Genomic DNA, 14,627 nt, shown 5'->3' with positions numbered 1-14,627 from the left:
GGGCTTTGAAACTTACCGTCAGTTCTACCGCCAGCCGGTGTTGCTGGCCGGCGATAGCTACCGATAGTCGCCATAACTCATTTAATTAATAATCAAACCGTTATGGCGATTTTTCGCTAGTCGGAGGTAGTCCCTGAATAACCTCGGATCATTCCCACTCAATCGTCGCCGGCGGTTTGCCCGAGATATCGTAAACCACCCTTGAAATACCGTCTATTTCATTGATGATCCGGTTGGATACCCGGCCGAGGAATTCATAAGGCAAATGCGCCCAATGGGCGGTCATAAAGTCGATGGTTTCCACCGCGCGCAGCGATACTACCCAATCGTACTTGCGTCCGTCGCCCATCACGCCCACCGAGCGAACCGGCAAGAAGACGGTAAACGCCTGGCTGACCTTGTTATACAGATCGGCTTTGTGCAGCTCTTCGATAAAGATGGCGTCCGCGCGGCGCAGCAAATCGCAGTACTCTTTTTTCACCTCGCCCAGCACCCGCACGCCCAGGCCCGGCCCCGGGAAGGGGTGGCGATAGAGCATATCGTACGGCAGGCCCAATTCCAGGCCGATTTTGCGCACCTCGTCCTTGAACAGCTCTTTGAGCGGTTCCACCAGGCCCAGCTTCATCTCTTTGGGCAAACCGCCGACATTATGATGGGACTTGATAACGTGCGCTTTGCCGGTGGCTGAGGCGGCTGATTCGATCACGTCGGGATAAATGGTGCCCTGGGCCAGCCATTTCACCGCGGCCTGCTTGCTGGCTTCGCGATCGAATACCTCCACAAACACCCGGCCGATGATCTTGCGTTTGGCTTCGGGTTCATTGACGCCGGCCAGGGCGCTGAGGAACTGCTCTTCGGCGGGAACATGGACAATATTCAGGCCGTATTTCTGCCCGAACATTTCCAATACCTGGCTGGCCTCGTTAAGGCGCAGCAGGCCGTTATCCACGAATACGCAGGTCAGCCGCTTGCCGATGGCGCGATGCAGCAGCATGGCGGTCACCGAGGAATCCACCCCGCCCGACAGGCCGAGGATCACATGATCGTCGCCAATCTGCTCGCGCAGGCGGGCAACGGCGTCTTCGATAATTTTATCCGGGGTCCATAACGATTCGCACTGGCAAATATCCCGGACAAAGCGCTGCAAAATCCGCTGCCCCTGATGGGTATGGGTCACTTCCGGATGGAACTGCACGCCGTAAAAACGTTTTTCTTCGTTGGCCATAATGGCGAACCGGCAGGATTCGGTGCTGGCGACGGTGACAAAACCCTCGGGAATGCCGGTGACCTTATCGCCGTGGCTCATCCAGACGTCCAGCAGCGGTTTGCCGTTAACGCTCAGCGAATCCTGGATATCGCGCACCAGCGCGCTGTCATGCAGCACTTCCACCTGGGCATAACCGAATTCACGCTCGGTGGAGCCCTCCACGTGGCCGCCGAGCTGCATGGCCATGGTCTGCATGCCGTAGCATACGCCCAATACCGGCACGCCTGCCTGGTACACATATTCCGCCGCGATGGGGCTATTGTGTTCGGTGGTGCTTTCCGGGCCGCCGGAAAGAATAATGCCGCTGGGAGCGAAGTCGCGGATTTGCGCTTCGCTCACATCCCAGGCCCAGAGTTCGCAATAGACGCCAAGCTCGCGGACACGGCGGGCAATCAGCTGCGTGTACTGCGAGCCGAAATCCAGAATCAGAATGCGATGTTTATGAATATTGTCAGTCATATGGGGCGTATTCCAGAGCGGATATCAAAATAAAAAAACTACCCGACCGCGGTCGGGCATAGTTAAAGCGGGGACAGCCCGCAACCGGCCATCCCGGAACTGCGCGAACCGGGCGGCGGGAGGTTAGCCCATGCGGTAGTTCGGCGATTCTTTGGTAATGGCGACGTCGTGGACGTGGCTTTCCTGGATGCCGGCCCCGCTGATGCGGACAAATTCAGCCTTGGTGCGCAGTTCGTCGATAGTAGCACAGCCGGTCAGCCCCATACAGGAACGCAGGCCGCCCATTTGCTGATGGACGATTTCCTTCAGGCGGCCTTTATAGGCGACCCGGCCTTCGATCCCTTCCGGCACCAGTTTATCGGCGGCGTTGTCGGTCTGGAAATAGCGATCGGACGAACCTTTGGACATGGCGCCCAGGGAGCCCATGCCGCGATAGGATTTAAACGAACGGCCCTGGTAGAGTTCGATCTCGCCGGGGGATTCCTCGGTGCCGGCCAACAGCGAACCGACCATGACGCAGGAGGCGCCGGCGGCGATGGCCTTGGCGATATCGCCGGAGAAACGGATGCCGCCGTCGGCGATAACCGGAATGCCGGTGCCTTCCAGCGCGTCGACCGCGTCGGAAATGGCGGTGATTTGCGGTACGCCCACGCCGGTCACGATGCGGGTGGTGCAAATGGAGCCGGGGCCGATGCCCACTTTAACCGCGCTCACGCCCGCTTCGACCAGCGCAACGGCGCCGGCGCCGGTGGCCACGTTGCCGCCGATGATTTGCAGGTCGGGATATTTGGCGCGGGTTTCGCGGATGCGTTGCAGCACCCCTTCGGAATGCCCGTGGGAGGAGTCGATCAGCAGTACGTCCACCCCGGCGGCCACCAGCGCGTCGATGCGCTCTTCGTTGCCGGCGCCGGCGCCTACCGCGGCGCCGACCCGCAGACGGCCCTGCTCGTCTTTACAGGCGTTGGGTTTGCGCTCCGCTTTCTGGAAGTCCTTTACCGTGATCATGCCCAGCAGATGAAACTGCGCGTCGACCACCAGGGCTTTTTCCACGCGTTTTTCATGCATTTTTTGCAGCACGACTTCGCGGGCTTCACCCTCTTTGACGGTGACCAGGCGCTCTTTCGGCGTCATCACCGCGGTCACCGGCTGGGACAGGTCGGTAACAAAACGCACGTCGCGGCCGGTAATGATGCCCACCAGCTCGTTGTCGTCGGTCACTACGGGATAGCCGGCGAACCCGTTGCGGGCGGTCAGCTCTTTTACCTGGGATAGCGTGGTGGCGGGCGTTACCGTCTTAGGATCGGTAACCACGCCGCTTTCGTGTTTTTTCACCCGGCTGACTTCGTCGGCCTGGCGTTCGATGGGCATGTTTTTGTGGATAAAACCGATACCGCCTTCCTGGGCCAGGGCAATGGCCAGGGGAGCTTCGGTCACCGTATCCATAGCGGCGGAAAGTAATGGAATATTAAGGCGGATTTTTTTTGTGAGTTGTGTTCCGAGTTCAGCCGTGTTGGGCAAAACCGTGGAGTGCGCAGGTAACAGGAGGAGATCGTCGAACGTTAGAGCTTCTTTAGCGATACGTAGCATAGCAATATCTCACCAGGATGAATGTATAAAATATTGCCGTGGCATTATACAGAACGTAACCGGTTGCCTCCAGCACTTTTTAAAAAAAGTGCTTGATAACCGCTACACGATAAGTAATATCAATCGATTAACCCTTATTTATGGAAGTTGATCTGGCTCACATGTCTGCTCCGCCCACCGCCCTGATTTTTACCGTCTCCCGTCTCAACCAGACGGTGCGTGAACTGCTGGAAGGCGAAATGGGCCAGGTGTGGCTTACCGGCGAAATCTCCAATTTCTCGCAGCCCGCCTCCGGCCACTGGTATTTCACCCTCAAAGACGACCGCGCCCAGGTACGCTGCGCCATGTTTCGCAACAGCAACCGCCGGGCGACCTTTGCCCCGCGCAACGGCCAGCAAGTGCTGGTGCGCGCCGCGCTGACGCTGTATGAACCGCGCGGCGATTACCAACTGATTGCCGAAAGCATGCAGCCCGCCGGCGACGGGGTGTTGCAGCAGCAGTTCGAGCAGCTGAAACAGGCTTTATCCGCCGAGGGGCTGTTCGACCAAAGCCACAAGCAGCCGTTGCCGAGCCCGGCCCGCCGGGTGGGCGTGATTACCTCCGCCAGCGGCGCGGCGCTGCACGATATCCTGAATATTTTGCGCCGGCGCGATCCGTCGCTGCCGGTGGTGATTTACCCCACCGCGGTACAGGGGCAGGATGCGCCGCTGCAAATCGTCCGGGCTATCGAGTGCGCCAACCGCCGCCGCGAATGCGACGTGCTGATCGTCGGCCGGGGCGGCGGTTCGCTGGAAGATTTATGGAGTTTTAACGACGAACGGGTCGCCCGGGCTATTTTCGCCAGCGCGCTGCCCATCGTCAGCGCCGTGGGCCATGAGACCGATGTCACCATCGCCGATTTCGTGGCCGATTTACGCGCCCCTACCCCGTCGGCCGCGGCGGAACTGGTAAGCCGCAACCAACTGGAGCTGGTGCGCCAGATCCAGTCCCAGCAGCAGCGCCTGGAAATGGCGATGGATTATTACCTGGCGCAGCGGCTGCAAAACCTGACCCGGCTGCAACATCGCCTGCAACAGCAGCATCCCCACCTGCGCCTGGCGCGCCAGCAAACCGCGCTGATAAAACTGCGCCGCCGGCTGGACGACAGCCTGCAAGGGCAACTGCGCCTGGCGCAGCGCCGCCATGAGCGCGTAACGCAGCGGTTAAACCAGCAGGCGCCGCTGCCGAAAATCGGCCGGGCGCAGCGGCAATTGCAAAGTTTGCGCTATCGGCTACAGCAAAGCATCGGCGGCCAGTTGAATCAGCAGGGACGGGTGCAGGCGCTGCGTTATCAATTGCAGCAGGGAATGAACCGCCAACTGAACCAGCAGCAGCAAACGTTCGGCAGGTTATGTTCCCAACTGGAAGCGGTCAGCCCGCTGAAAACCCTCGCGCGCGGGTTCAGCGTCACCACCGACGCCAAGGGCGCCCTGGTGAAACAGACCCGCCAGGTGAAAACCGGCGACACCCTGACCACCCGCCTGACGGATGGCTGGGTGGACAGCCAGGTGATCGGCATAATACCATCCACCCCGCCGGCCAGACGGCGCGCAAAAAAATAGCTTCCACGCGGCCGGCGGCCTATAACCGGCGGCCGCATTAACCTTGCCGTCCGGCAGCAACGCGTTCAATATCCGGCAACGCCTTCAGCGTCGATCAATAGCGCCTTTAGTCCTGGGTAAAGAGTGACGGCGCGCCAGCCAGTTATACGCGGCGCCGGCCACTAGCAGCGCGCAGGTGCCGAAAAACACCGGCCGCATGCCGAAATGCCCGCCGATAACGCCCCCCAACAGCGGCCCCGCCACCTGGCCGACATATTGCGCCGAGGTGGAATAGCCCAGCATTTTGCCGGCGATGCTATCCGGCACGTTATGCCGGATAACGCTGGCGATACAGGGCAGCAATCCGCCCAGCGCCAGTCCCATAAAAAAGCGCAGCACCACCAATTGCCAGCCCTGGGTCACCAGCGCCTGGGGTATCAACAGCGCCGCCGCCACCAGCAGGCAGCCGATAATCACATTCCAGGGGCCGGTGCGATCCGCCAGCTTGCCCAGCCAGGACGCGGATAAAATGCTGCCCAGGGCGGCGCTCGACATGGTCAGGCCGGCAACCAGGGTGACCTGGGGCGATGCCACTAACTGCGCCACATACAGGGTAATAATCGGCTCGATGGACATGTTCGCAATCATCAGCAGCGTGCCGGTGGCCAACATGGCGATTACCGGCTTGCTAAAACCGACGGCGGCTTGGGGAATCACCTCTTTTTTGCGCTGCACAGCGGCGCCGGGCTCCTCTTTGAGCAAAAACGTCGTGGCCAGGAAGGAGACGAATATTATCGCGCCGGCAGCTATGAAAGTGGCGCGGATGCCGATTAACGGCGGCAGGGTGCCGCCGATCAGCGGACCAATGAAATTACCCGCCATAATGCCCGAGGACAGCATACCCAGCGCCCAGCCGGTACGGGCTTTTGGTGTTTGCGTCGCCACCAGGATCATGGAGCCGGACGCATACCCGCCCAGCAGGCCGGCCAGCAGACGCAGCGCCACCAGTTGCCAGACGCTGTGGGCCATGCCCAGCAGGGTCATGGCGATGGCCATGCCCAGGCTGGCGCGGATCAGCATCAGCTTGCGGCCGTAGCGATCCCCCAGGCGTCCCCACAGCGGCGCGGTCAGCGCCGCGCTGAAAAACGTGGCCCCATAGGCCAGCCCCGACCACTGGCCGATGGCCGCATGGCTAGTCACCCCGAGCTGCTCGACGTACAGCGGCAGGAAAGGCAGCAACAGGGTCATCGCGATGATGGTGGTAAACGACCCGAAAACGCAGACCGCCAGATTTCGTTGCCAATAACGACTGCCGTCGGGCAGTTCCGCGGAGGTGGTAACCATAGCTATTCCAGTACCGGCCTGAAAAACCGGCAATCCGCCGTCGTTGGCGGAATATAGGTCAAATCCGGCCGCTCGGCCGCGGTAATATCGACGCCGAATTCCCGTTGCGCAATAGGCGCGATAACCCCGGCCACGTCCTGACGGTGTTGGGGAATGAACCGCCTGATCTCAATCATGTTATCGTCCTCGGGAAATAGAATGGCCAAAACAGGCGCCGCGGCGGGCATCATAATGGACAAAATGGCACAGATAATTAACTCCGGCGGGTTAAAAAAACCATGCAGAAGTAAAAATAATACCAATCAAGTAAACATGAAAACAACTTCTGAACGGCTTAAAAAAAATAGTGAAAAGACGTGCTGCTATTTATTTCCATATCAGAGAATATCCGGTTGTTTAATGCGTGAAATAACGCATATATCACTTAATTTGCTTTTCCAGACATGATAAAAAGATGGTAAGAATTTGTTAACGAAAAGTAAAAAATAGCTATATCAAAGTCACAATAGCCTATTTTTCATGCACTTACCAGCTATAAGCTTTATTTATCTTAACCCGGCGGTAACATCACTTTTTAGTTTACTTAGCCGTTGGCGGCTAATAGAATCGGGAAAGATTAGCAGACAGTATTGGGCGCAAAGCAACCTCAATAATATTGCCCTGCCGTATACTTAATTTCTTAATAGAGACACTGCGCATGAAAGAGCATTTCATCGCACCCCTTTGCATGAATGTGTTGGCGTCTGTCCAACGGCAAACGGCTGCGAATAACGCCCCGGTGGATGTTGTCCTGATCGGCGGTGGGGTCATGAGCGCTACGCTTGGCACCTACCTTAAGGAACTTGAGCCCGGCTGGACCATCAATATGTACGAGCGCCTGGATAAAACCGCCGAAGAGAGTTCCAACGGCTGGAATAACGCCGGTACCGGTCATGCGGCCTTTTGTGAATTAAACTATACGCCGGAGCAGGCGGATGGTTCCATTGATATCACCAAGGCGGTCTCGGTTAACGAATCCTATGAAATATCCCGGCAATTCTGGGCTTACCTGGTCAAAAATCATATTCTCGGCGACCCTAAAACCTTTATCAATAATGTGCCCCATATGAGCTTTGTCTGGGGGGATGAAAACGTTAATTTCCTGCGCAAACGTTACGCCGCCCTGCAAAGCAGCACCTTGTTCCATGGCATGGAGTATTCCGAAGACAGCCATCGCATCAAACAGTGGGCGCCCATGATTATGGCGGGGCGCAAGCCCTTCCAGAAAGTGGCGGCGACCCATATGGCCATGGGCACCGATGTCAACTTCGGCGAACTGACGCGCCAAATGCTCGACGCCCTGGGCCGGCATGATAATGTCAATTTGCGCCTCAGGCATGACGTGGTGGATCTCAGCCGCAACGACGATAACACCTGGACGGTGAAAGTCGCCGACCTGAATAATCAAGGCAAGCAGACCTCCGTGCGGGCGCGATATGTGTTTATCGGCGCCGGCGGCGCCTCGCTCAGGCTGCTGCAAAAGTCCGGCATTCCAGAAGCCCGCGGTTACGCAGGGTTTCCGGTGGGCGGCAAGTTCCTGGTCTCCAACCGGCCCGAAGTGGTGAACGGCCATCTGGCGAAAGTGTATGGTAAAGCGTCGGTGGGCGCGCCGCCCATGTCGGTGCCGCATATCGATACCCGCATGCTGGACGGCGAGCGCACCTTATTGTTCGGGCCTTACGCCACATTCAGCAGCAAATTTCTCAAGCGCGGTTCCTGGCTTGACCTGTTCGGCTCGCTGACCCGCCAAAACCTGCTGCCGATGCTGCGCGTCGGCGTGGATAACGTCGGGCTGGTAGGGTATTTGATCAGCCAGGCGCTGATGTCCGATAAAAAGCGGCTGGCCGCGCTTAAAGAATATTATCCCGAGGCGAAGCTGGAAGATTGGCAACTGATGGATGCCGGCCAGCGGGTGCAGATCATAAAAAAAGACCCGAAAAAAGGCGGTATTTTACAATTCGGCACCGAAATGGTCAGCTCGGCGGACGGTACCCTGTCGGCGCTGTTGGGCGCGTCGCCGGGGGCTTCTACCGCAGCGCCCATCATGCTGCAGCTTATTGAGAGCATGTTTCCAGAACAGGCCGCCTCGCAGGCCTGGGGCGCCAAGCTGCGCGAGATGATTCCCTCATATGGACAATCGCTGGATGGCAGCGTTGAGATGACCAATAAAATCCGCGCCTATACCAGCGGCATTTTGCAATTGGCCTACGTGGAAGCGCGGCATCCGGCAAGCGCGGCGGCGGCCGCTCAATGGGACAACTTGCCCAAAGCGATCTGAACCGCGTGCGCCGGCCCGGATGGCGGCGCGGTCAAGCCAGGCGCAGGAGCACCGCCCCCGCGGTTATCAGCGCAATCATCGCCCATTGATCGCGGCGGACGCGCTCTTTTAATACGGCCACCGCGATCAGCACCGCAAATAAAATCGACGTTTCCCGCAGCCCGGCCACCAGCGCCACCGGCGCTTTGGTCATGGCCCATAGGGCGATGCCATACGACGCCAGCGTGCCGGCGCCGCCAATGACGCCATAATGAAGATTGCCGCGGGCGTAATGAACAAACGCCGTACGGCGGGCCAGCAGCACCCAGCCGAGCAGGACCATCGCGGTCAGCAGAAAAATCCACAGGGTATAGGCGGCGGGGGCGGCGGATCTGCGCACCCCGATACCGTCGATCAGGGTATAGGCGGCAATCACTACGGCGGTGGCCAGCGCCAGCCACACTCCTTTTCGGTTATTCAGCCCCCGGCCGCGAATCATCGCCATTATGCCGCCGCTAATCAGCAAAATACCGGCCCAGGCCGGCGGGGAAAGACTTTCGCCTATGACCCATGGACTGGCCAGGGCGACAAACACCGGCGCGCTGCCGCGCATCAGCGGATAAGCCTGGCTCATATCGGCAATGCGGTAAGTGTTGGCGATCAGGAGATAATAACCGACCTGGCACAGCGCCGACGCCGCGATAAACCCCCAGCTCGGCGGCGCGGGGGGCGTCAGGAACGGTAACGCGCAGGCCGCCAGCATCCCGGCCATGCCGCTGACCAGAATGGTGGCCAGCAGCTTATCGCCGGCGCCTTTGACCACCGCGTTCCAGCAGGCATGCAGACACGCGGCGAACAACACGATGGCGATTAGCGAAGCCGACATATCCCTCCCTTCTTCCGGTAAATTAACGGCGCAGCTGCGCGGCGATCTGCTGCAGCTGTTCGGCCAGTTGCAAGTAGTTTTTATCCGCCGCGCCCGGCCGGGCGGTGGAACCGCGCACCACCAATCGGGTCGGCAATATAATCGATTCGGGCGCGGGACGCGTGCCGCCGTTGAGATAGGCCACCAGCCGGGTCACCGCCTCCTGGCCCAGGCGGTTGAAGTCTTGGGCGACCGTAGTCAGCGCCGGTAAAAAAAACGCGCTGTCCCGAGTATCATCATATCCGATAACCGAAATCTGCCACGGCACGCCGAGCTGCTGCTGATGCAAGGCGCTCAGCACCCCGAGCGCCATCTGATCGTTACCCACCAGCATGGCGCTGAAGGCGCCGGGGATGCGGGTCATATCCAGGGTAAGCTGATAGCCGCTTTGGGCGCTCCAGTCCCCTTGGCGGGTCGCCGCCGGCTCCAGGCCGTAGCGTTGCAACGCGCTGCGCCAGCTTTGCAGGCGCAGGCGCGCCGAAACCGAGCTGAATGGTCCGGACAGTAAGCCAAATGCGCGGTGTCCCTGTTGATACAGGTGATCTACGCTGGCCTGCGTGCCGTCATCGGGATTAAACATCACGTGGAACACCTGCGCGTCGGGGGGTACATCCAGAAACAGGCAGGCCAGCGGCTGGTTATCGCTGACCACCCTTTCCGCCCGATCCGCATCCAGGGGCAAATTCAGTATCACCCCGTCCACCCGCTGGGCCTGCAATTCGCTCAGGGCTGACTGCAATCCCCCGTGGCGATCCTCATCCCTGTCCTCATCAACGATGGCGATCAACACATTAAATCCCTGCTCCTGGGCATAAAACTTAATGGCCGAGGCGATCTGCGAGGGCGCATGCAGGCCCAGGGACGTCGTCACCAATCCCAGCGTAAAGCCGCGTTTCCCAGCCAACTGCTGCGCCATCCGGTTTGGAACGTAATTCAGCGCGCTAATGGCCTCCTCGACTTTGAGGCGGGTAGCGTCCGTTACGTGAGCGGACCGGTTAAGTACCCGGGATACCGTTTGATAAGAAACGCCGGCATAGCGGGCCACATCATCCAGCGTGGCGTTTTTTGGTTTCACTTCATCCCTCCCGGTACCCGGTCCATATGAGCGTACCCGGCGATCATTAAGTCCTTTGGACATGAAGTCATACCGGATCGTACTACTGTGAGTTATACGCTCACATAGCAAGCATTGTGATAATAATCACTTATCGGCCATTAAGTAACTAAATAATCTTGTAAAAGATCGCTATTTGATAGATTGAGCATTGCCTATAGGCCGGCTTGTGACGTTAAATAAAAAATATGTGAGCGGATAACATTCCCGCTATCTCCATACACCGATCCCGCGTCCAGGTTGCGCAGCATAAGGTATAACATGACTATTTCCCCTGCGGGGCGGCCCGACCCCGCCGCTTTATCGTCGCTGGCCACCGTGCTGTCGCGCGAGGATTGGCAAAACCCCGCCGTGACCCATTGGCACCGGCTGCCGGCGCATCCGCCGTTTAATAGCTGGCCCGATGAGCAGTCCGCCCGTCTGGAAACGGCCAGCGTAAACCGGCGGTCATTGGATGGGGAATGGGCGTTCAGTTACTTCGCGCGCCCGCAGGCGGTGCCGGAAAGCTGGCTGGACGCCGATCTGCCCGAGGCGCGGGGAATCAACGTGCCGTCGAACTGGCAGATGGCCGGTTTTGACCTGCCGGTCTATACCAATGTGAAGTACCCTATCCCGGTCAATCCGCCGTGGGTGCCGGAGCAAAATCCCACCGGCTGCTACTCCCGCACTATCACCGTGCCGCGCGAGTGGCTTGGCCAGGGCCGTACCCGCATTATTTTCAACGGCGTAAACTCGGCCTTCTATTTATGGTGCAACGGCCGCTGGGTGGGTTATTCACAAGATAGCCGCCTGCCCGCCGAATTCGATTTGACGGACTTTTTGCACGACGGCGATAACCGGCTGTGCGCCATGGTGCTGCGCTGGTGCGACGGCAGTTACCTGGAAGATCAGGATATGTGGCGCATGAGCGGTATTTTCCGCTCGGTTTCGCTGTTGCATAAACCGGCGGCGGGTTTTGGGGATATCCAAATCCGCACCCGGCTCGATGCGCTGTACCGGCATGGCGCGCTGGAGGTGGCCGCGGCTATCGTCCTGCCGCCCGCCGGCCCTCTCCTGGACGCGGAGGGTTATACCGTCGCGGTGTCGCTGTGGCTGGGCGGCGAGCGGGTGGCAGAGCAGGAAGCCCCGCTCGGTTCGGCGGTGATAGACGAGCGCGGCCCCTATGCCGACCGGGTGAACCTGAGTATAGCGGTACAAGCGCCCCGCCTGTGGAGCGCCGAAATGCCGGATCTGTACCGGGCGGTAGTGGTATTGCGTTCCGGCGACGGCATGACGCTGGAGGCGGAAGCCTATGACGTCGGCTTTCGCAATATCGAAGTGAAAAACGGCCTGTTGCGGCTTAACGGCAAGCCGCTGCTGATCCGCGGCGTTAATCGTCATGAACATCACCCCGCCCATGGACAGGTAATGGATGCCGAGACGATGCGCCGGGATATTGTGCTAATGAAGCAGCATAACTTCAACGCGGTGCGCTGTTCCCATTATCCCAACCACCCTTTGTGGTATCGCCTGTGCGACCAGTACGGCCTGTATGTGGTGGACGAGGCCAATATCGAAACCCATGGCATGGAACCCATGGGCCGGCTGGCGGACGATCCGGCATGGTTCCCGGCGTTTAGCGAACGGGTGACGCGCATGGTGCAGTGCAACGGCAATCATGCCAGCATCATTATCTGGTCGCTGGGCAATGAATCCGGCCACGGCGCTACCCATGACGCGCTCTATCAGTGGGTCAAAACCCGCGATCCCAGCCGCCCGGTGCAATATGAAGGGGGCGGCGCCAATAGCCGCGCCACCGATATTCTCTGCCCGATGTACGCCCGGGTTGATGAAGATCAGCCCTTCCCGGCGGTACCGAAGTGGTCGATCAAAAAATGGATCGGCCTGCCCGGCGAACAGCGCCCCCTGATCCTGTGCGAATACGCCCATGCCATGGGCAACAGCCTGGGCGGGTTTGCCGACTATTGGCAGGCGTTCCGCCAGTATCCCCGCCTGCAGGGCGGGTTTATCTGGGATTGGGCGGATCAGGGGCTGGATCTCAGCGACGGCGACGGCGGGACGCACTGGGCTTACGGCGGCGACTTCGGCGATCGCCCCAACGATCGCCAGTTTTGCCTGAACGGCGTGGTATTTCCGGATCGCACCCCGCATCCCGGCCTGATGGAGGTGAAGCACCAGCAGCAATATTTCCAATTCCGGCTACTGGGCACGGAACCGCTGCGCATTGAGATCGCCAGCGAATATCTGTTTCGCACCAGCGATAACGAAGTGCTGCGCTGGTCCCTTGAGTGCGACGGCACCCCCCTGCTCAGCGGCGAAACCCGTCTGTGGCTGAAGCCGCAGCACAAGACCGAATTAATCCTGTGCGCCGCCCTGCCCCGGCCGGATTACGCGGGGCAATTATATTTGCAGGTCAGCGTCGAGCAGCAAGACGCTACCCCATGGTCCGCCGCCGGCCACACCGTGGCCTGGCAGCAATGGCCGCTGGCCAGCGGCCTGCTGCCGCCGCAGCCCGTCGACCGGCCGGCCGGCGCCGCGCCGAAGCTTAATGAAAATCAGCATGAATTCGTGGTGTGCCACGGCGCGCAGCGCTGGCTGGTGGATAAACAGCAGGGCGTGCTGACCCAGTGGTATCGCGATAACGCGCCGGGCCTGCTCAGCCCGCTCACCGATCAGTTTATCCGCGCGCCGCTGGATAATGATATCGGCGTCAGCGAAGCGGATCGCATCGATCCCAACGCCTGGGTGGAGCGCTGGCGCGCCGCCGGCCTATTTGATCTGGAGCATCGCTGCCTGTCGCTGCGGGCGGAACAGCTGGCGGATCGGGTCATATTTTGGGCGGTGCACGGTTATTACCATGCGGGTAGCTTACTAATCCAAAGCCATTGGCAAACCACCATTGATGACGCCGGGCAAATGGAGAATGAGATCCGGGTGCTGGTTTCGCCGCTGCTGCCCGCCCTGCCGCGCGTAGGCGCGAGATGCCGGGTGGCGGCCCGTCCCGACGAGGTGGCCTGGCTGGGGCTGGGGCCCCATGAAAACTACCCCGACCGCTGCGCCTCGGCGCTGTACTCGCGCTGGCGATTGCCGGTGGGCCAGATGTTTACTCCTTATATTTTCCCCACCGAAAACGGCCTGCGCTGCTTTACCCGGCAGCTCACCGTGGAAGATTGGCAAATTGACGGGGATTTCCATTTCTCGGTCAGCCCCTATGGCACCGACCAACTTACCCATACCACCCATTGGCACTTAATGGAGCCGGAGCCCGGTTTATGGCTGCATCTGGATGCGCAGCATATGGGGGTGGGCGGCGATGACTCCTGGAGCCCGAGCGTGCAGCCGAAGTATTTGCTTAACGCCCGGGAATATCGCTACGGCTTGCGCTGGCAACGCGCCTAAACGGCATGGGGGGATTATCGCCTTGGGCGACGGCTTTACCTGATAACAAACTTGCATGGGTTAATGATTGACAGGCCGGCGCTTTTGTCGTTAACGTCAGGGATCGCGTCGATCATGGGGAACCTGCGGGATGCCGTTGCGGCAAACGGCCGGATCGTTGAAAGCAAGAGTATTGAATCTCAGGGGAAGTGAGTATGGCAGCTGTTACCGGGACCGTAATCCGCGCTATTGCGCCGCAAGATAAAGACCAATGGAAAACGCTGTGGCGCCGCTATTTGAGTTTCTACTCGACTATTCGCGATGACGCCCTATATGAACATACCTTTTCCCGCCTGGCCGATCCCGCCCACCCCACGATGTTCGCCTACGTCGCGCACAACGGCGGCCAGCTTATCGGTTTTGCCAATTGCATCGTGCATGAACACGGCTGGTACCAGGAGGATGTGGTTTATTTGCAGGATTTGTATGTAGATGAAGCCGCGCGCGGTAAAGGCGTCGGCCGGTTATTGATTGAGCAGGTCTATACCCATGCGGATCGCCTCGGCATGGCCAGCGTTTATTGGTCGACCCAGGCCGATAACCAAACCGCGATGCGGCTCTACGATAAAGTGGCCAGGAAAACCGATTTTATCAAATACCAGCGCTAGCGCCGCTGG

At 59.4% G+C, this 14,627-nt stretch carries 10 protein-coding genes; 4 read left to right on the top strand and 6 right to left on the bottom strand.

All coding sequences use genetic code 11. The annotated features are described in order from the left end of the window. Positions 1 to 148 precede the first annotated feature (148 nt). On the bottom strand, positions 149 to 1,726 hold the full coding sequence (gene guaA / locus ACL2XP_RS05345; RefSeq protein WP_413737527.1) for a glutamine-hydrolyzing GMP synthase: 1,578 nt from the start codon (positions 1,724 to 1,726) through the stop codon (positions 149 to 151). Positions 1,727 to 1,849: 123 nt separating this feature from the next. Further along, positions 1,850 to 3,313, bottom strand: coding sequence for an IMP dehydrogenase (guaB, locus tag ACL2XP_RS05340; RefSeq protein WP_413737526.1), 1,464 nt, complete (start codon positions 3,311 to 3,313; stop codon positions 1,850 to 1,852). 161 nt (positions 3,314 to 3,474) lie between these two features. On the opposite strand from guaB, the gene xseA reads away from it, so the two are divergent. Continuing rightward, complete coding sequence (gene xseA / locus ACL2XP_RS05335; RefSeq protein ID WP_413737525.1) at positions 3,475 to 4,914, top strand: exodeoxyribonuclease VII large subunit; 1,440 nt, start codon at positions 3,475 to 3,477, stop codon at positions 4,912 to 4,914. Between the two features lie 84 nt (positions 4,915 to 4,998). Here xseA and ACL2XP_RS05330 read toward each other — a convergent pair whose 3' ends face one another. Further along, on the bottom strand, positions 4,999 to 6,237 hold the full coding sequence (locus ACL2XP_RS05330) for an MFS transporter (RefSeq protein ID WP_413737524.1): 1,239 nt from the start codon (positions 6,235 to 6,237) through the stop codon (positions 4,999 to 5,001). Positions 6,238 to 6,239: 2 nt separating this feature from the next. After that, complete coding sequence (locus tag ACL2XP_RS05325) at positions 6,240 to 6,413, bottom strand: hypothetical protein (RefSeq protein ID WP_413737523.1); 174 nt, start codon at positions 6,411 to 6,413, stop codon at positions 6,240 to 6,242. 521 nt (positions 6,414 to 6,934) lie between these two features. Here ACL2XP_RS05325 and mqo point away from each other — a divergent pair. Continuing rightward, on the top strand, positions 6,935 to 8,554 hold the full coding sequence (mqo, locus tag ACL2XP_RS05320; RefSeq protein ID WP_413737522.1) for a malate dehydrogenase (quinone): 1,620 nt from the start codon (positions 6,935 to 6,937) through the stop codon (positions 8,552 to 8,554). A gap of 31 nt (positions 8,555 to 8,585) precedes the next feature. Here the strand turns inward: mqo and ACL2XP_RS05315 are convergent, their stop codons facing one another. Then, positions 8,586 to 9,419 (bottom strand): EamA family transporter, encoded by an 834-nt coding sequence (locus ACL2XP_RS05315; RefSeq protein ID WP_413737521.1) that lies wholly within the window; start codon positions 9,417 to 9,419, stop codon positions 8,586 to 8,588. A gap of 22 nt (positions 9,420 to 9,441) precedes the next feature. Beyond that, entirely contained in the window at positions 9,442 to 10,533 is a 1,092-nt protein-coding gene (locus ACL2XP_RS05310) for a LacI family DNA-binding transcriptional regulator (RefSeq protein ID WP_413737520.1), read from the bottom strand. A gap of 300 nt (positions 10,534 to 10,833) precedes the next feature. On the opposite strand from ACL2XP_RS05310, the gene ACL2XP_RS05305 reads away from it, so the two are divergent. Both ACL2XP_RS05305 and ACL2XP_RS05300 read left to right on the top strand, forming a co-directional pair. Next, the gene (locus ACL2XP_RS05305; protein ID WP_413737519.1) at positions 10,834 to 13,971 is read left to right on the top strand and encodes a beta-galactosidase; all 3,138 of its coding nucleotides are present in this window, start codon (positions 10,834 to 10,836) and stop codon (positions 13,969 to 13,971) included. A gap of 194 nt (positions 13,972 to 14,165) precedes the next feature. Continuing rightward, positions 14,166 to 14,618: an N-acetyltransferase family protein gene (locus ACL2XP_RS05300; protein WP_413737518.1), complete on the top strand. Its 453-nt coding sequence runs from the start codon at positions 14,166 to 14,168 to the stop codon at positions 14,616 to 14,618. Positions 14,619 to 14,627: the final 9 nt, after the last annotated feature.

This window comes from Sodalis sp. RH21, assembly GCF_047324175.1.
Taxonomy (GTDB): Bacteria; Pseudomonadota; Gammaproteobacteria; order Enterobacterales; family Enterobacteriaceae; genus Acerihabitans.
Note: the sequence above shows the minus strand (reverse complement) of the source record. Positions and strands in the feature narration are given on the sequence as shown.